12 protein-coding genes are annotated in these 17,167 nt (G+C 51.2%); 7 read left to right on the forward strand and 5 right to left on the reverse strand.

The window, feature by feature from the left end:
* Positions 1-43: 43 nt before the first annotated feature.
* The 3 genes from IX84_RS17370 to IX84_RS17380 all read right to left on the reverse strand — a co-directional run bounded on the left by IX84_RS17370 (position 44) and on the right by IX84_RS17380 (position 4,073).
* Positions 44-1,222, reverse strand: a complete 1,179-nt coding sequence (locus tag IX84_RS17370; protein WP_081968812.1) for a serine hydrolase domain-containing protein — start codon at positions 1,220-1,222, stop codon at positions 44-46.
* 59 nt (positions 1,223-1,281) lie between these two features.
* A complete protein-coding gene (locus IX84_RS17375; protein WP_044223581.1) occupies positions 1,282-2,520 on the reverse strand; it encodes a sterol desaturase family protein in 1,239 nt (412 codons plus the stop codon).
* A 512-nt stretch (positions 2,521-3,032) separates the two neighbouring features.
* Positions 3,033-4,073, reverse strand: coding sequence for a LacI family DNA-binding transcriptional regulator (locus IX84_RS17380; RefSeq protein ID WP_044223583.1), 1,041 nt, complete (start codon positions 4,071-4,073; stop codon positions 3,033-3,035).
* 227 nt (positions 4,074-4,300) lie between these two features.
* Here IX84_RS17380 and IX84_RS17385 point away from each other — a divergent pair, with 227 nt between their 5' ends.
* The 7 genes from IX84_RS17385 to IX84_RS17415 all read left to right on the forward strand — a co-directional run bounded on the left by IX84_RS17385 (position 4,301) and on the right by IX84_RS17415 (position 15,981).
* Entirely contained in the window at positions 4,301-7,135 is a 2,835-nt protein-coding gene (locus IX84_RS17385; RefSeq protein WP_044223585.1) for a TonB-dependent receptor, read from the forward strand.
* A 92-nt stretch (positions 7,136-7,227) separates the two neighbouring features.
* Positions 7,228-8,742, forward strand: coding sequence for a T9SS type A sorting domain-containing protein (locus tag IX84_RS17390; RefSeq protein WP_044223587.1), 1,515 nt, complete (start codon positions 7,228-7,230; stop codon positions 8,740-8,742).
* A 77-nt stretch (positions 8,743-8,819) separates the two neighbouring features.
* On the forward strand, positions 8,820-10,706 hold the full coding sequence (locus IX84_RS17395; protein WP_052516128.1) for a glycoside hydrolase family 2 protein: 1,887 nt from the start codon (positions 8,820-8,822) through the stop codon (positions 10,704-10,706).
* A 10-nt stretch (positions 10,707-10,716) separates the two neighbouring features.
* On the forward strand, positions 10,717-12,165 hold the full coding sequence (locus tag IX84_RS17400) for a glycoside hydrolase family 28 protein (protein ID WP_072013669.1): 1,449 nt from the start codon (positions 10,717-10,719) through the stop codon (positions 12,163-12,165).
* Positions 12,138-13,514: a glycoside hydrolase family 28 protein gene (locus IX84_RS31160; RefSeq protein WP_081968813.1), complete on the forward strand. Its 1,377-nt coding sequence runs from the start codon at positions 12,138-12,140 to the stop codon at positions 13,512-13,514. The genes IX84_RS17400 and IX84_RS31160 overlap by 28 nt, the downstream gene beginning before the upstream one ends.
* Before the next feature lie 32 nt (positions 13,515-13,546).
* A complete protein-coding gene (locus tag IX84_RS17410; protein ID WP_052516133.1) occupies positions 13,547-14,776 on the forward strand; it encodes a beta-L-arabinofuranosidase domain-containing protein in 1,230 nt (409 codons plus the stop codon).
* On the forward strand, positions 14,776-15,981 hold the full coding sequence (locus IX84_RS17415) for a mandelate racemase/muconate lactonizing enzyme family protein (protein ID WP_044223589.1): 1,206 nt from the start codon (positions 14,776-14,778) through the stop codon (positions 15,979-15,981). Before IX84_RS17410 ends, IX84_RS17415 begins: the two co-directional genes overlap by 1 nt.
* Before the next feature lie 254 nt (positions 15,982-16,235).
* Here IX84_RS17415 and IX84_RS17420 read toward each other — a convergent pair whose 3' ends face one another.
* Both IX84_RS17420 and IX84_RS17425 read right to left on the reverse strand, forming a co-directional pair.
* Positions 16,236-16,679 (reverse strand): hypothetical protein, encoded by a 444-nt coding sequence (locus IX84_RS17420; protein WP_044223591.1) that lies wholly within the window; start codon positions 16,677-16,679, stop codon positions 16,236-16,238.
* Complete coding sequence (locus IX84_RS17425; RefSeq protein ID WP_044223593.1) at positions 16,676-17,119, reverse strand: hypothetical protein; 444 nt, start codon at positions 17,117-17,119, stop codon at positions 16,676-16,678. The genes IX84_RS17420 and IX84_RS17425 overlap by 4 nt, the downstream gene beginning before the upstream one ends.
* Positions 17,120-17,167: the final 48 nt, after the last annotated feature.

Below are 17,167 nucleotides of genomic sequence, written 5' to 3' on the forward strand. Positions count from 1 at the left end.
AACCCCTTTCCGGGTAGTCAGGCTGTAACAGGCAACAACTTGTTTACTTTGTAGGCTGAGTAGCAGTCACTATCAATAGTTTGTCCGCAATCTGCGCGAAAAAATCCCGCCAAAGATTCGTGGAATATGCTTTTTTATGTTCCCCAAAGCGGAGGATGAGCAGGTTCTTTTCCGGTACGACGTATATGAACTGGCCCATTAGGCCGCTGGCATAGTAAGCCCGGTTGCAGCCTATGCCTACTGTGGTAAATCCACAGTGGTAGAGTCCTGTCTCTGGGTGTTCGAGCCCGATTATGAAGTCTATCCACTGAGGGGGCAGTAATTGGCGGCCTTGCCAGTTGCCATCGTTGAGCCAAAGGCGGCCTAGCTTGGCAAAGTCAATGGCTTGGGCCTGGAGGCAGCAAAATGTCCGTTCTATGGCTTGTTCGTCCCGGCGGTCTAGCGACCAGGAGCCTGGGGCTTCCATGCCGAGGGGGTGCCAGAGTTGCGCTTCGAGGTAATCAGAAAGCGTTTGGGGAGTCCCATCGGGCTTTTGGGGCAAGACGGCTTCCAGCATCAGGCCGAGCAATTGGGTGTTGGCGCTGGAGTATTGGAAATGCTCTCCGGGTGGGTACGCCAGCTTGCGGCGGTTCATGCGGCGACGCAGATTCCTGCCGTAATAAAACTGGATTTGGTCACAACCAAGGTTGATGAGTTTGGTAGTAAACTGGATGCCTGAGGTGTGCTGTAGGAGCTGCTGCACGGTCACCTGTCCGATGGTTTGGCCGCGCCATTGGGGCAGTACTTCGCCTACAGTCTGTTCAAGGCCGCGCAGGTGCCCCTGCTTGATAGACCGCCCCACAAGGGTCGCTATGATGGCTTTACTGACTGAAAAAGTGGTCACAAGATGATCGCTGGCAAGGCCATTGGGGTAGCGCTCGTAAAGCACGGTATCGTTACGGATGATAAGAAAAGCCTCGGTATTAAACATTTTCACAAAATCATTGAGCAGCAGGTGATTGTAGACCAACTGGTAGGTGACGCTCAGTTGCTGGCCAAGGTCCTCTGCTTCCTTGTTCCTGAAAAAATGGAACGCCTCGGCAGGGGCGCTGAACCGGCGCTGTGGGTCGTGGCGATAGTCGTCTGTGTCTGGTATGTTAAACCATATTGCCCGGAGAATACCGCAGGAGGAACAAACGCAAAGGCATAGCAATAGCATTAGTGGAAAGGCGAGACGTTCCATTTTGGAGGTTTTAGGTTGAAATAGGTCTGTTTAGAAAAAGCAGCGTGCAAAAACAACAATTACGCCATCGCGGTTTCCTTTGCTTCTGCTCGTGCCATTTTCATCGATAGCCAGAGGATACTGCCACCGCACCAGAGTGCCGTGAAGATAACGGTCCAGCCCGTCCATTCGATCATATTATGGCGCTCCAGGACAGATAGAAAGAGTACGGACATGGTGACGAGGCGGAAGGCTTCAAGAGATTTTGCCCAGGGCTTGGATTGTAGAATGCCGCCCCAGGCTATGATCATCACGAAAATAGCCAGGCTCATGATCAATCGCTCCCACCCGTTAAATGGAAAGCCCTGATTGATGGTGAAAAACATAAAGAGCAGCCCCGCAGCTAACTGCAAGAGCAGGTATCCGCTGCTTTCTGTCATGGGCGAGCTTTGGTATTTTACCTGTTCTGCGAGGGTATAGCCCTGGCGGGGAAGGTGCTCGCCAACTCCCGGTGGTCTCCAGCCAGTGGGCATGAACCACAATCGGATCTTGTCCCACCAGTTTGGCGCAGCCACGGCGTCTTCCCAGAGCTGTTTCCAGTATTGAAGGTTGATGGCAATGGGGTCCCAGGTTCGGGGTGGGTGCGTCACGCCATAGCAGATTTCCTCGTCTTCCTCTTCGAAAGTACCGAACCATTTGTCCCAGATGATAAGGAATTCCGAGAAATTCTTGTCGATATACTGCGTATTTACTCCGTGGTGCACCCGGTGGTGTGAAGGCGTGACAAACCACTTCTCAAACCACCCCATTCGTTTAATGAGCCGGGTATGGTGCCAATAGGCCAAAAACAAGTGCACTGCCGCCATGCTGTACACCAGTTCTGGCGAAAAGCCCATGAGCACAAGTATCCAGTCAAAGAATAAAAACTGGAACAGCCGTTGGGTGAAGCTTGCCCGGATGCCTACACTTAAATTCATCTCTTCGCTGGAATGGTGCGGCCCGTGTGCAGCCCAAAAAATGTTGATGCTGTGCCCCGTTCTGTGGAACCAATAAAAAATAAAATCCTGTAAAATGAGCAGCAGGATGAGGTTGTACCATTTGGCTTCAATCTGCCACGGGGCAAACTGATACAGCCAGTTGTAAAAATTATAGACAAACAGCGCCACGGCTAAATTGATGCACTGATTGCCGATCCCTGTAGCCAGGTTGGCTACTGTATCCTGAAAGTTATAGTATCCGTTTTTTTGTTTTAGACAAACTAGAATCTCGGCGATGAGGAGGATAAGCACGAGGGGCGTGATGAATGCGTAGACGTTCATTGTTCAGTAAGGTTGATGTTGGAAAAAAGGTCTAGGTGTTTTACCATTTAATACGGCTACAAAGTAGGCGATCCTGAGAGGGGAGCAGAAAGGTATTTCACCATCTACATATATTTTTTTATGCCACATCAATAAAAATATTCCTGCGATGCCGCCAAATGCTGGGTATTTCGCAGATTTTCATTTCCAATTGACTTTTCAACCTAAAAAATAGGAATAACCGGAGGGTGAGTATTCAGCAGCGCAGCAGCTTCCGTGGGTGTTTGATGCCCATACGGCCTGTAAAGCAGGAGTCGACTTCAACTTGTCTTCCTGGCGTTCGGGCGGTTGTTTGTTCGGGGTGGCTACCGCCGTTCCCTGAGTCAGCAGGAAGGGTTGGTGCAGGGTCGTCTTTTCCGCCCGGAAGCTATAGGTTTGACGATGGGGTGGCGGGTGGAGTGGTTTTTGAGGCTAGGTCTTCCCATACTTTTCAGGTTGATTTGTGATGTGCGAGACCCTGCCAACTTCCTTGCTCAACTATTGGATTCCATTGAACTTGAATCGGCTTTCAGAGAGGAACCCCGAACGATAAGCTTTGGGCTCAAGATGATTTTCTTGGAGACAAATTCATCAGGACATTCTACTTGTTCAAGAAAAGTGCTGGCGGCAATTTCGCCCATTTTCTTGCTTAGTTGGTCAACAGTAGTCAATCCAGGATCGACAAACGAAGTGAAGGTTTCATTCATGAAGCCAATTAATGCTACGTCTTCCGGAATCCGCTTCCCTTTTTCCTTTAGCACTTGCATGGCTCCTATGGCGGCATAGTCACTGGCTGCGAAAACGGCATCAGGAGGACTTTTCAACCGTAATAAGGTATTCATTCCTGCTCTGCCATCCTCAATTTTAACATTACTGTAGTGCAGCAAGGCCTCGTCAAAAGCAATCCTATGGTCTTGAAGCGCATCTTTATATCCACGAAAGCGCTGCTGATAGATGTCCAGCTTCTGTTGTCCGGCAAAGTGGGCGATTCGGCTGCACCCCTGTGCAATGAGGTGAGCTGTGGCTTCGTAGGCGCCCCGGTAGTCATCAATACGCACAATACTGGTATGATTTAGATCTGCGACGCGATCAAACAGGACTAATGGAATGCCATTATCTGTGAGTTTTCTAAAATGACTATAGTCTGAGGTCTCTCGGGAAATAGAAGCGATAACCCCATCTACCTGCGCTCTTAGCAAAGCCTCAATATTGGACCGCTCCATTTTTTCCTGATCGTTAGACTGCGTGATCATTACGTTGTATTCAGATGCTGTAGCGACTTGCTCTATGCTGCGGATGACAGATGAGAAAAAGCTGCGGTCAGTAGTAGGCACCACTATTCCGAGCATATTGGTTTTTCCACTACGGAGTGCAGCCGCGATGCTATTCTGCCGGTAATTCAAGCGGGTCGCCACTTCCCGAACGGCCTTTTTTGTACGGGCGCTTATGCGTGGGTGGTTACTCAGTGCCCGGGATACAGTGGATGGTGTGATGTTGAGCTCTGATGCTATATCGTAAATGGTTGTTTTGGACATGCAGTACAATATTATAGTAAAACGATTCAATCGGTTGCATTCTGTCGGAGTTGGTTTGGCGAATTTAGAATAAACTGTGCTGTTTTTTCAACAAATAGCAAATAAAATTGAGTTATTTCAAGATATACCCTATATTTGATGCGCAATCGATTGCATTATTGTGCATGTTTTCTGAAATTTTAAATCCAGGAACTTCCACCTGATTAAGAAAGAAAAGCCCATTCTATATGTTCCAATCAAAGCGCTTGCACTTTATATGCTTTTTTCTTCTCGGAGCCTTACCTATGCTTTGTGGGCAGAACGCTCAGGTTGAGGCTGTTCTGACTGATTCACTGACCGGACAGCCGTTAGAATTTGCCAGTTGGCAACTGAAAGAGACGAGATTTAGTGGTACTACAGGCCTGGAAGGTACATTCCGTATACTTGATCTGCCCGCAGGTAAGTATACCCTGTTGCTTAACTACCTTGGCTATCGGCCCAAAAACTATAATATCCAGGTACAGCCCGGTGAACAAAAATCATTGGAGCTCACAATGGTGCAAGAGGCATTTGAAATGGACGAAGTAGTGGTATCCGCCCAGCTCGAAGGGCAGCGTGCAGCTATACAGAAGCAAATTAATGCCAATTCTATTGTGAATATTGTTTCCAAAGACCGTATACAAGACATACCGGACCAAAATGCTGCGGAAACCGTGGGGCGTATCCCCGGCGTAAGCCTGCAGCGGGAAGGTGGTGAAGCCACCAAGGTGAGCATCCGCGGCTTATCGCCTCGGTATAACTCCATTACGATCAACGGAGAGCGCATTCCGGCCACCGATGGCAACGACCGCTCCGTTGATCTCAGCATGGTCTCCACGGATGCACTGGACGGCATTGAGGTCTATAAATCGATTACGCCCGATCAGGACGGGGATGCCGTAGGCGGCACGGTCAACTTTCTTATCAAGCGCGCCAAACGCGGGCTTAGGGGCAATTTTAGAGGCAGTACCGGGTACAACCAACAGCAAGACGAGTTTGGACAGTATCGGGGCAACCTCAGTTTGAGCAACCGGTACTTTGACAATAAGCTGGGGGTAATTGTCACCGGAAATTATCAGCGCGCCAATCGAAGCTCAGATATATTGACCGGTAGTTATGTCACTATTGGTGAGGACACCACCGGTGCTGCCATTGTCAATGTGGAGGATGTTAACCTGGCTGATAATATTGAAATTCGCAAGCGCTACGGTGGTAGCCTGACACTGGATTACGAGCTTGAACGGGGAGCTATCAGTATCTGCAGTTTTGTTGGTGTTTTAGATCAAGACCAGGACCGCTTTCGCACCCGCTATCGCCCGGAGGCTTCCCGAAAGGAATACGATTATCGCAGGCGAATTATCAATCAATTCACCTGGAATAATACTTTAACGGGTACCTATCAGCTGCCGCTTTGGAAGTCTGAACTCTCCTACGGTGCTTCCTATGCCTTGACAGAGCGCAATACCCCTACGGATAATACAGCGCGTTTCCGGGAAACCGGTGCATTCACCGGGCAAGTGGATGAATCCAGTTTGGAATCAGTCGTAGCAGCAGCTAAAAATGATTTTGAACGGACGTTCTTTCAGCAGGATCGGCTGGATACCGAAGACATTTCCACACGAAAGTACACCGGTAATGTAGACTGGAAAATCCCTTTCCAGAATGGCAGTGATTCGTTCAGCGGCTTTCTTAAGATGGGGGCTAAGGTGAGGCTGCAATCTAGGAACCGGGAGAGTTTCCGGCTTTGGTCTGCCTTTGGTGCTATTGATGAAATTGCCGAGACTTACCCTGAGCGGTTTCAATTGAATAGTGACGACCGGATAACCATAGCAGAATTTACAGGTACCCATGACGAAGGGGTGTTTTTGCAAAACCGGTTCCCCTTTGGGCTGGGGCCAACGTTGGATGCAGAAAAATTGCAGGCATTCACCAATACCTACAAAGATGAGTTTTACTCGGAAGATGAGCGGCAGCGCCTGCAAAACTACGATGCGGATGAAGACATCAGAGCCGCTTACCTAATGAGTAAACTGACCTTCTTTGAGCGGCTCACTATCATTCCAGGAGTAAGGGTAGAAAATACTCAAACCCGCTTTGAAGGCTTATTCGGTCGCTCTTTTGAGCTGGAAGGTCAGGTCCTCATTAGTTCTCAGGACACTGTTGGCCGGCAAAATTATACCGAGTTCCTGCCTATGGTGCAGGCTAAGTATCAAGTCAAGCCCTGGATGGATGTGCGCCTGGCGGCTACGCGTACTTTGGCGAGGCCAAATTTCTTCGACCTGGTACCCTGGCAGCAGATTGATGACATCAACGGTATCGTGCAGCGCGGTAATGCGAATTTGGAACATACCACGGCCTGGAATTACGATGCCTTCTTTTCTTTCTATAACAAGTATGGATTGTTCACGGTGGGTGGGTTTCACAAGCGCCTGCAAAATGTCGACTATACCAGGGTTACCCGAGACCTTGACCCCGCCTCCACGACAACCGGATACCGCTTAATTACCCAAGAGAACCTGCCTGCTGAGGTAACGGTATTTGGAGCGGAGTTTGACTTACAGGCCAACTTGACTTTTTTGCCCAAACCATTCAACGGCATTGTACTGAGCGCGAATTATACCTTTATCAATTCCGAAACCTTATTCCCACAGCTGAAAGTGATCGATGGCGAGCCTCCGTTTTTCATACCAACTGTAGTGGATACTTTCCGGCAGGGTGTTTTGCCAGATCAGCCCGATAATGTGCTCAATCTTTCATTAGGGTATGAGGTGGGCGGCTTTTCTGCCCGGGTTTCTGTAGTCCGGCAAGGCACAACGCTACAGTTTGTAGGAGACCGGGTTGAGCTTGACGGCTTCTTCCGTGCGTTTAGCCGCTGGGATTTGGCCGTTAAGCAAAAGCTAAAGAACGGCATTAGCCTCTTCCTGAACTTCAACAATATTACCAATACACCGGAATTTGTCTTTCTGGCAGCAGACCAAAGATTCCCAATTGAGGAAGAATACTTCGGCTGGACGGCTGACCTGGGGATGAGTTATAAATTTTAGCCTTATCCATGCTGGACTGGGGTGCATGCGATAACAGCTCCTTTTAAAAAGCATACAATGATCTGATTCCTTTTTTGAAAAACATTTTAACTATGAAAAATTTCAACATTACTATTTTTATTACCGCACTGTTATGCATGCTTGTCAGCATGACTTACGCGCAGACGATCATACAGGTAGCGCCTGGACTGGGTACGCTTAACGAAGCCATTGACAGCTACATCGCTGATAATGGCGCTACCAGTATGGATGTTATCTTTGAGTTGGAAGATGGAGGGTTCTATATCCTTACTTCCACGATTGAAAACGAAGATCCACTGCGTATTGAAGCGGAGGCTGATGCCGCTGTCAGGCCCGTAATCAGGCCTAATGTGCCAGGAGGAGGAGACCCTTTCCGTGCTTTCCGTGCACGCAATGACATTACCTTACGAGGGCTATTCATTACCAACAAGGACGCTATTGGCGGAGCCGACTCCCAAATTTTGCGGGTCAGTGAGGATGGTGCGCGTGTCGTCATTGACAATTGCCATCTCGACTTTGCTCCTCAGTCTGCCATCAGACTAGACAACACCGATAACAAACTTTACATCACCAATAGTATCATCAGTAATATTGTTAACCTCTCTAACCCTGGCAACGGCCGTGGCATTGATGACCGGGGCAACGATATTGATACGATCTGGGTGGAAAATACGACTTTCTACAACCTCTCAGCACGTATGCTGCGCGATGACGGAGGTGTGGTGAATTATGCCAAATTTAACCACGTTACAGGTGTCAACCTGGGAGACCGCACCGTCGATTTGGGGGAGTTTGTGGAGGCTGAGATCACCAATAACCTGTTTGTCAACTCTGGCTTCCTTGGGTTCAACGAACCAGGAGCCAGTTCGCTGCAGGTAGATTCTTCAGATTTGGTTCAAAGCGCTCTGATCTCCAATATTAATTTCTACGTTGATCCTGCCCTGCAGACCCTGTATGACCAACTCAATGTGGATGCAGAACCGGGAGATAGTGTTTATGTAAGAAATGGCCTCAATGCGGATGCGACAGCTATTGCTGCTTCCGGTGGTACACTGGAAACCATCACGGACCTGGCGGTGACTTTCAACAATGGTCCCGCTACCCCTCTGGACTATGTCGAATCCTTCTACGAAGACCCAGACAATGCTTTGCCCCTGGATGACGGCAACGGCGGCGTAGATCCGGATAACGCCGGCCAGCTGCCCTTTGACTTCGGTTACTCCACAGATTCGGAGTTGTTTGAGGCCGGCAACGACGGTTTGCCCTTAGGCGACCTGAACTGGCATGACCTGACTTCTTCTACCTTTGACCCAGCTATAGCCAAAGAGGTGCAACTAACTGTCTTCCCCAATCCGGTGCAGGAGCGAATGACCTTCCAATTTGAGCTGCCGGAAGCACAGCCTGTGCGCCTGGTCATCTTCAATCAGTTGGGCCAGCCTGCGGCGGTAGTGCTTGACAACCAACTGGGAGCTGGTGAGCATCAATTACAATACAACGCTGAGCTCCTGCCAACGGGTACTTACTTCTATCGGTTAGAGCTGGGTGACCGTTTCGCCAGCGGCCGTTTCATCCGTGCTTCAAAATAAACTCTTTCCGTACGGCCTCAGCACTTGTGGCTATAAGAGGCCGTACGGCATTACTTAACAGATTGCCAATTTGGGGTATGTCAAACCTGAATAATAATCTTATTTACCGCTTCGGGACAGTGGCTTTACTTTGGGCGATTAGCTTCATGGCCTATGGGCAAAAGCCCGCACCGCTGCTACAGAATGCTTACCATCGCCCCTCGGTAAGCCTAAACGGTCAGTGGCACTACATCGTTGACCCTTACGAAACAGGCTACCGCAACCACCGGCGCTGGGAGCCCTTCGATGAGTTTGTGAATACCAAAGCTTCGGCGGCGCCCTATTGGGCTAATGCCAAAAAAACGGCACCTTCCCAGCGCATCGAATATGATTTTGAGCGCTCACCAACCCTAGAGGTGCCGGGCGATTGGAACCATCAGCAGGATGAGCTGCTGTACTACGAAGGCACACTCTGGTACGAAAGGGACTTTTCAATTGAGCTACAGCCCGGGCAACGCTACTTCCTGTACTTCGGTGCTGTCAATTACCGGGCTGACGTTTACCTCAACGGGCAAAAAGCCGGCTATCACGAAGGGGGCTACTCGCCTTTCAATTTTGAGGTGACGGAGCTGCTCAAGAGCGGCTTAAACGAAATTGTGGTCAGAGTAGACAACCGCCGCTCGGCAGGCCGTGTGCCGGGGTTGACCACTGACTGGTGGAACTACGGCGGTATAACCCGGGAGGTCAAAATCATCCCTGTGCCAGACGTTTTTATTCAGGATTACATGCTGCAACTCGACCCGGAACAGCCGGCAATAGCCCGGGGTTACGTGCAACTCAATGAGGCAAAACCGGGGCAAACCGTAACTATCTCTATTCCCGAGGCCAAGCTTTCCCGAACCTTTACTACGGATACCGCCGGCCGGGCAGCTATAGTACTGTCGGCAGAGGGCCTGAAGCGTTGGTACCCGGAGCGCCCAAAGCGGTACGAAGTGGTTTTGCAAAGTGGACGTGACACCCTGCTGGACCAGATTGGATTTCGCACCATTCAGGCTTCCGGGCAAGACCTGCTGCTCAATGGGCAACCGATTTTCCTGCGCGGCATCTCCTTGCACGAAGAGAACCCGATGCGAGGAGGGCGCGCTTACAGCCGGGAAGACATGGCGCTTTTATTTGGCTGGGCCAGGGAGCTCAACTGCAACATGCTGCGGCTGGCACACTACCCGCACAACGAGCACGCCGCCCGCCTGGCTGACGAGCTGGGCCTGCTCCTTTGGGAGGAAGTGCCCGTCTACTGGGGCATCAATTACACCAACCCGGAGACTTATGCACAGGCAGAGCAGCAAATGCAAAGCCTGGTACAACGGGACAAGAACCGCGCCAGCGTGATCATTTGGTCGGTGGCCAATGAAACGCCACGCGAAGACCCTGACCGGCTCAGTTTCCTGAAATCAATGGCCGGGGCAGTGCGTCAGCTCGATACCACCCGCCTGGTTTCTGCCGCCCTTGACCGTACGGAAGACAAGCAGGAAAAGCGGGTCACCGTCACGGATCCCTTTGCAGCCTATTCTGATATGGTCAGCGTCAATGAGTACATCGGCTGGTACGGCAGTACGCCCGAGCGTATCCCACAGATGCGCTGGGACCTGAGCAGCCACGACAAACCTTTCTTTATCAGTGAATTTGGTGCCGGTGCCCTTTACAATTATCGTGGCGCTCGTGAAGAAATCTGGACGGAAGACTACCAAGCCTGGATGTATGAAGAGACGCTGCAGATGCTCGACGAAATCCCTTCCCTGCGCGGCATGACGCCCTGGATATTGGTCGATTTCCGTTCCCCCCGCCGTAACCTGCCCAATATTCAGGACGGCTGGAACCGGAAGGGGCTGATTTCGGAAGGGGGATTTAAGAAGGAGGCCTTTTACATACTCCGGGATTATTACGCCAAAAAAGCAGCGCAGTATCGCTATGATATCAAAAACTGACAACAGCAGCATGAGCAGATACACCTGGCTCCTGCTTGCTCTATTAGTAGGCTGTAGCGCCCCTGCAAGCGATGAAAACGGCTTCAACCGGCAGGAAGCGGAAGCAAGAGCACAGGCCGCCTGGGAAGAATTGCCCGCCCGTCTGGCAAAAATCAAAGCACCGGTATTTCCGGAGGCAGCCTTTTCCATTCTCGACTTTGGTGCCCAAGCGGATACGACATTTGACAGCCGGCCGGCAATCGTGGCGGCTATAAACGAGGCGGCTGAGGTCGGAGGCGGCCGGGTGGTAATTCCCAACGGCACTTTTCAGTGCAAAGGGCCGCTCCACCTGAAAAGCGGTGTGGCGCTGGAGCTTTCCCCAAATGCGGTGCTGCGGTTCAGCGACCGCCCTGAAGACTACCTGCCTGCAGTCAAAGTACGCTGGGAGGGCACTGTTTGCTGGAACTGGTCGCCGCTCATTTATGCCTATCAGCAGGAAAACATCGGCATCATTGGGGAGGGGCTGATTGAAGGGAATGGAAAACAGTGGTCTACGGATTGGCGGAAGCAGCAAAAACCGGACAAAAAGCGCCTGCGGCAAATGGGTAATGACGTTATTCCCGATGAAGAACGGGTATTCGCCAATGGCTTCCTGGACCTTGACGGGGACGGGGAAGACGATGGTTACGGAGACGGGCAGCCCCACTACCTCCGCCCAAGCCTGATCCTGTTTTACGATTGCGACAATATCCTGCTTGAGGGCTTCACCGCGCAGAATAGCCCGTTTTGGACCATCCACCTGCCTTTTTGCCAGAATGTCACTGTCCGGCAACTCAACATTTACGGCGAGGTGCTCAACGATGATGGTATTGACCCTGATAGCAGCGTGGATGTGCTGATCGAAGACTGTTACATCGAAACCCACGATGATGCGATCGCCATCAAGGCGGGGCGGGATCAGGATGCCTGGGAACGCGGCCCTTCCCGGAATATTATTATCAGGAATTGTGTGCTCAACTCCGGTGTCAATGCCTTCGCTGTAGGCTCCGAAATGTCGGGTGGGGTTGAGGAGGTCTTTATTGAAGATTGTCAGCTGAAAGCGGGCCAGCACGCCCTGAATTTTAAGACCAACCTGGACCGGGGCGGTGCCGTACAAAACGTATTCATTCGCCGTATACAAGCGGACAGCCTGGAGAAGGCCCTCTTCATTTTCCGGATGGATTACCATGGCTACCGGGGCAATCAGTACCCAACTCGATTCAATGACTTTTACGTGAACGACCTGCAATGCAATTACGTGGGAGGTAACGCTCTGCAAATCGTTGGCGTAGAAGAGCAGCCCATCGAAAGAATCTGGCTAAAAGATATTCAAGTGGAAGAAGCTGGTCAGCCGGCGCGTATAGAGCAGGCGCGAGACATCGTTTATGAAAACATTCAAATCAACGAACAAAAATGGACCTACGACAGCTCTGCGGAATAATGCTCCTGTGGGCTGTGGGCAATGTATCAGCCCATGCACAAACCTTCAATGTAGCAGATTATGGCGCCGTTGCGGATGGAGCCTCCTACAGCACAGCAGCCATACAAGCCGCGCTGGACGACTGCCACGATAAGGGCGGTGGGACGGTGCTGATTCCCACTGGGACTTACCTTACGGGGAGTATCCGAGTGTACTCCCATACCCGCTTGCAGCTCGCACCCGGTGCCACCCTGCTGGGCAGCAAGCGCCTGGAGGATTACGATGAGGAGCACCCCCATCTCATCTGGGGCGATAGCATAGAGCGCTTTCGGCTAAGCGGCGACGGGGTGATAGACGGGCAGGGCGAAAGCTTCTTTGACCGCTCCGGACGGTCCTGGAAGGCTGAGAAAGGGGCACGACCGGCCCCCTGGATTCTGATCACCAACAGCAAGGATATCCAAGTGGAGGGCGTCGAGCTAGTCCATTCACCCGCTCATGTGCTGGTTTTTCAGAAGTGCAAAAATGTGGTGGTGCGGGGCGTGAGCATCCGCAATGATATACGCAGCCCCAATACGGATGGCATTGACATCAAAGGTTGCCGCCAAGTACTGATCAGCGACTGCTTTATCTCTACCGGAGATGACGCCATATGCCTGAAGTCGGCGCAAGACACAGTCGAGCAGGTCGTGGTCTCGGACTGCATCCTCATCAGTGATGACGCGGCCGTCAAGTTTGGGACCGGATCCCGGTACCCCATACGAAACTGCCAGTTTTCCAATATCAATATTAGCGGCACCCGCTACGGCATCGCCTTTTTTATGACGCAGGGGGGGATATTTGAACACTGCCAGTTTTCCGGCATCCTGATCGAAACGGGCAGTCGGCACAAAACCGAATACCCTATATACATGGATATCGACAAGCGGTCGGTAGAGCAGGCCCTGGGCAGGATCCGGGATATCGACTTCTCCAACGTAAAAATCATCACCCGCGGCAACATACTAATCGGCGGGCAAGCAGGCCACCCTGTCAGCGGCATTCGTTTCAATGGGGTCACGATGGCGCTGACCGAGCTGACAGACCTCAGGGCGGTGTCCAAAAAGCCACGGGGGAACAAATCTTTTCTCACGCTGCCTGGAATGGAGGATTTCTCGGCTGTGCCTGCTCATTTTACGCTTGGCTACGTGAAAGATGTCAAATTGGAGGACATCCGTATCAGCCATCAATTTGGCGAAAGCCCTTACCAACGGCACTTTTTCCACTTTCAGGAAGCCGAAGCCATCCAATTGTCTGGCCTGCAGTTGCCACCGGAGATGCGCGGGCGAAAAAAGATTCATCAGAAAGGTGAGGTTTCGCTAACTATTGAATGAAATTGAATACTAATCGATATAACCCAATTCCAATGCCAAGAGCTTACCCTTTTTTCGTTTGTTTATGCTTCAGCTTAACCACCCTGGGGCAACAACCCGCTGCCGAAGCCATAAAAACAGCTTTGCAGGAGGGCGGGCACTACGCCGGCCAGGTGCTGCTCGATGAAGAAGGCTGGTCGCGCTGCGATTACGACTGGATGGATGGAAAGTGGCACGCTTACGAGACGGCCTGGCACACCGGTCAGGTCATTAATGGGCTGCTGTACGCCTACGAAATCACGCAGGATAGCAGTTTGCTTGCCACCGCCCGGCATGCTGGCAATTGGTGGGTTACCCTAACCATCGAGGATGATCCCCGCTTAAAGGGATACCTGCGGGCTGTACACGGAGACGAGGTTGGTGCACTGATTAACTTCACAACCATTGCGGACGGGACCCCCGGCCTGTTCAGGCTCTCGCGGCTTACTGGTGATCCGCGTTATGCCGAGGTCGCAACCCGGGCCGGCCAATGGGCGCTCGATCACCTCTATTTGGAAGAAGAAGGCCTCATTTACGACTTGGTAGATGCCCAGACGGGTGAGATATGGACGGATAAATCGCCTTTCTACGAAGGGGAGCTTACCGTGCATCAGGTAGCCCGCCCGAATAACGAAGGTTTCCTGTTCAAAGATATGTACGAATTCACGGGCGAGGAGCGCTATCGTGAAGCTTTTATCAACCTATGCAACAGCTTGGTCGAGAAGCAGCACGACAATGGCTTTTGGATGGACTACCACCCTAATAGCATTGAGAAAGGCCGGATACACCCCCGTTCCAACATCTGGTACGCGGAGTCCTTGATTGCAGGGTACGAACTGACGGGAGACCGCCGCTATTTAGAAGCGGCTTATCGTACGGGAAAAGCGGTGGTTGACTGGCAGCAAAAGGACGGGGTGATTTACTACCGCAACTATACCGAGCCCGAACGCATGAACCGAAGCTCCATCTGCGGGTCTGCAGTTTCATTCGCGGGCATCCTCTGGCTCGAGCTGCGGGAGCATGGCTACCAAGAGGAATTCGAAAAGCCCATTCAGGAGGCGGCACGCTGGGTGATGCAAAACCGCTTTGCCGCTGATCATCCAGATCCAAATCTGCGGGGGGCATTTTTAGAAACGAGACGCCGCCATAAGGATGGCCGCACCCTCATTCGGGTCAGGGATATCGCCACTTCATTCGGCCTGCGTTTTTTGGCCATTTATTACCAAACTTACTACGGAGCATAATGATGAACCGAAAAGACTTCCTGCGTTTTTTGGGGCTGGGTGCAATAGGCAGTATCCTCCCACAGACAGCAACCGCGCAATTGCCTGCAAAGCCAGACGATGTGCGCATTACAGATGTAGCGTGTTACCGTTTTAAGAAAGCCAACTTCGTCAAAGTAAGTACGAATACAGGTATAAACGGCTGGGGGGAGAGCGACGGCAGCAACCGCGATTTCACCTACCTCTATATCGAAAAGGAACTCAAACAATACATTCTGGGCAAAAACCCGTTCGATAGTGAAGCTATCTGGATGGAGGCTTATTTAAAAGGGTTGGAAACGGGCATGAGCGGTTTGCACCCGGGATCGCTGGCCGGCATTGATAACGCGATATGGGATTTAAAAGGGAAAATACTGGGCCTGCCTGTCCACCAACTCTTGGGCGGTAACGGAAAGCAAAAGATACGAGTCTACGGCAGCTACGGCCGCGACAAAGGCGGGTACGACTACCGCAGCCCGCAGGAGATGGCTCGCATTGCTGCCGATTTTGTGGAACAAGGCTATAAAGCCGTAAAAGCCCGCCTGCAAATCCGGCAGGAGAATGTGAACCCTTACCCCGATGACACCTTTGAATGCGTAAAGGTCATACGGCAGGCCATTGGGGATGATATCCGCCTGTTTATCGACTTCAACAACGGCTACACGCCCGCCGAGGCAACGGTGATGGGCAGGAAACTCTATGAGCACTTTAATATTGCCGCTTTGGAAGAGCCCGTGTTCCAGCAAGACTACGCAGGCCTCCGGCAGGTAGTGGAAAGCCTGGAGATACCCGTTATGGCTGGCGAACACGAATATAGCTCTTGGATGGTTAAAGAATTGCTGGAAGAAACCGGCGTAGAGTTTGTCAACATTGATTTGATCAAATGCGGCGGGATCACCGATTGCAAAAAAGCTGCTGCGATTGCCCATGCATATGGCAAGCAGGTGATGGTGCACAATGCCAAGCCTACCTTAGCTACTGCTGCCAGTTTGCAGCTGCTGGCCTCCATCCCGAATGGCGCCCGGTTTCAGGAGTACGCAGGCAAGCGCGAGAAAGAGGGGTATGGCAATTTGCTCGGGCTTTTCGATAATTATTTCCGCTTTGAGGATGGCTATCTGGAAGTGCCGCAGGAGCCTGGGCTAGGCCTTATTGTCAATGAAAAGGCCATGGAGGCAGAACGCAAGTAAAGGAGTCTTTATTTCAGAAAGTCGTTCAACCCAACGCTGTCTTTCGTGAATACGGGGATTACGTGCCTGTTGACGATTTTATTATTTCATATGAGACACACCATTCGTGTGAAACTCAAGTGAAAGGACTAACCTTTATTGCCAAAACAGACCGGAAGCCTGGTAAAGAAAACGTTTTTTTGGGAATAGGCTTCCGGTTTTAAGGCAAAGTGCGGTAGGTAGGGATGAAGCTTTCGTTTTTAAAAGTCCCAAGCCTACGGCTTTAGCAATGTTTCTGCCTCTTCCTTCAGCACCAAAATACTGTCCAAACTCTCCCGCTGAATATTCAGCATGTGGTCCGGGGTGGCTTCCGGCATCTTTTTACCGTGGGTGTGGTCGTGATCATGGTCGTGGTCATGATGATGAGCGTGTTCATGGCCCGGCACTTCAATCCGTTCCTCTTTCCACTGCGCGTAGCGCTGCTGCAGCTTGCTTACCGATTGCAGGAAGGACTGCTCCGCCTCCGTTAGTGCCCGCCCCTGAACGCTCATTTGATTGTGGCGCTGTTCCAGGCTGTCGAGCAGCGGGCGCAGGGCTTCCTCGCTTTGCAAAGCTTTTTCGTGCAGGCTGGCAGCCTCCTCAAGCTTAGGGTCAGTTGGCTCGCCGGATGCGCAAGCGGTCAAAGTCAGGAGTAGAAAGAAAAATAGGGTACTTCTCATGGCTCGTAAGGTTCTGCGTTTTTCAAAATGTAATTGCAATGGTCTATGTCGTTGACATTTAATGTCAATTTGCCCTTAAAGGTAAGTTGCTCATCCATGCGGAAACGCCGTACGGCTTCAGGTTTAAGTTGCAGCTCCACCACTGACTCCGGCCCGGCTGCCCCGCAAAAGTAGCAGGAAGATAATGGATAACGGGACAATATGAAAAACATCTTTTGCTCATTGAACGGGATAAAATAGCCCGAAAGTATGACCTCCTTTCCTTGGTAAGCCTCTACCTCTTTGCTGAATTTGGGCTTCATGTAGTAAGCCCCCAAATCTTCAATGTAGTCAGTCCTGAACTTCACCTTTGACAACAGTTTCCAGTCGATAGTTTCCTGTGCATTCGCCAAAAAGGCGGTTAGGCAAATCAGCAGTGTAAAGCAGTAGCGATTTAGCATGCTCTTGTTCTTTTATGCAACATCGTTGCAAATATGGGAATTGATTTT

Source organism: Phaeodactylibacter xiamenensis, from assembly GCF_000759025.1.
GTDB classification, from domain to species: domain Bacteria; phylum Bacteroidota; class Bacteroidia; order Chitinophagales; family Saprospiraceae; genus Phaeodactylibacter; species Phaeodactylibacter xiamenensis.

Excerpts from the sequence above, each read along its gene's own strand:
- IX84_RS17400 (WP_072013669.1), top strand. The coding sequence starts at position 10,717 with ATGAGCAGATACACCTGGCTCCTGCTTGCTCTATTAGTAGGCTGTAGC.
- IX84_RS17375 (WP_044223581.1), bottom strand. The coding sequence starts at position 2,520 with ATGAACGTCTACGCATTCATCACGCCCCTCGTGCTTATCCTCCTCATC.
- IX84_RS17395 (WP_052516128.1), top strand. The coding sequence starts at position 8,820 with ATGTCAAACCTGAATAATAATCTTATTTACCGCTTCGGGACAGTGGCT.
- IX84_RS17380 (WP_044223583.1), bottom strand. The coding sequence starts at position 4,073 with ATGTCCAAAACAACCATTTACGATATAGCATCAGAGCTCAACATCACA.
- IX84_RS17415 (WP_044223589.1), top strand. The coding sequence starts at position 14,776 with ATGATGAACCGAAAAGACTTCCTGCGTTTTTTGGGGCTGGGTGCAATA.
- IX84_RS17385 (WP_044223585.1), top strand. The coding sequence starts at position 4,301 with ATGTTCCAATCAAAGCGCTTGCACTTTATATGCTTTTTTCTTCTCGGA.
- IX84_RS17425 (WP_044223593.1), bottom strand. The coding sequence starts at position 17,119 with ATGCTAAATCGCTACTGCTTTACACTGCTGATTTGCCTAACCGCCTTT.
- IX84_RS17420 (WP_044223591.1), bottom strand. The coding sequence starts at position 16,679 with ATGAGAAGTACCCTATTTTTCTTTCTACTCCTGACTTTGACCGCTTGC.
- IX84_RS17390 (WP_044223587.1), top strand. The coding sequence starts at position 7,228 with ATGAAAAATTTCAACATTACTATTTTTATTACCGCACTGTTATGCATG.
- IX84_RS17370 (WP_081968812.1), bottom strand. The coding sequence starts at position 1,222 with ATGGAACGTCTCGCCTTTCCACTAATGCTATTGCTATGCCTTTGCGTT.
- IX84_RS17410 (WP_052516133.1), top strand. The coding sequence starts at position 13,547 with ATGCCAAGAGCTTACCCTTTTTTCGTTTGTTTATGCTTCAGCTTAACC.
- IX84_RS31160 (WP_081968813.1), top strand. The coding sequence starts at position 12,138 with ATGGACCTACGACAGCTCTGCGGAATAATGCTCCTGTGGGCTGTGGGC.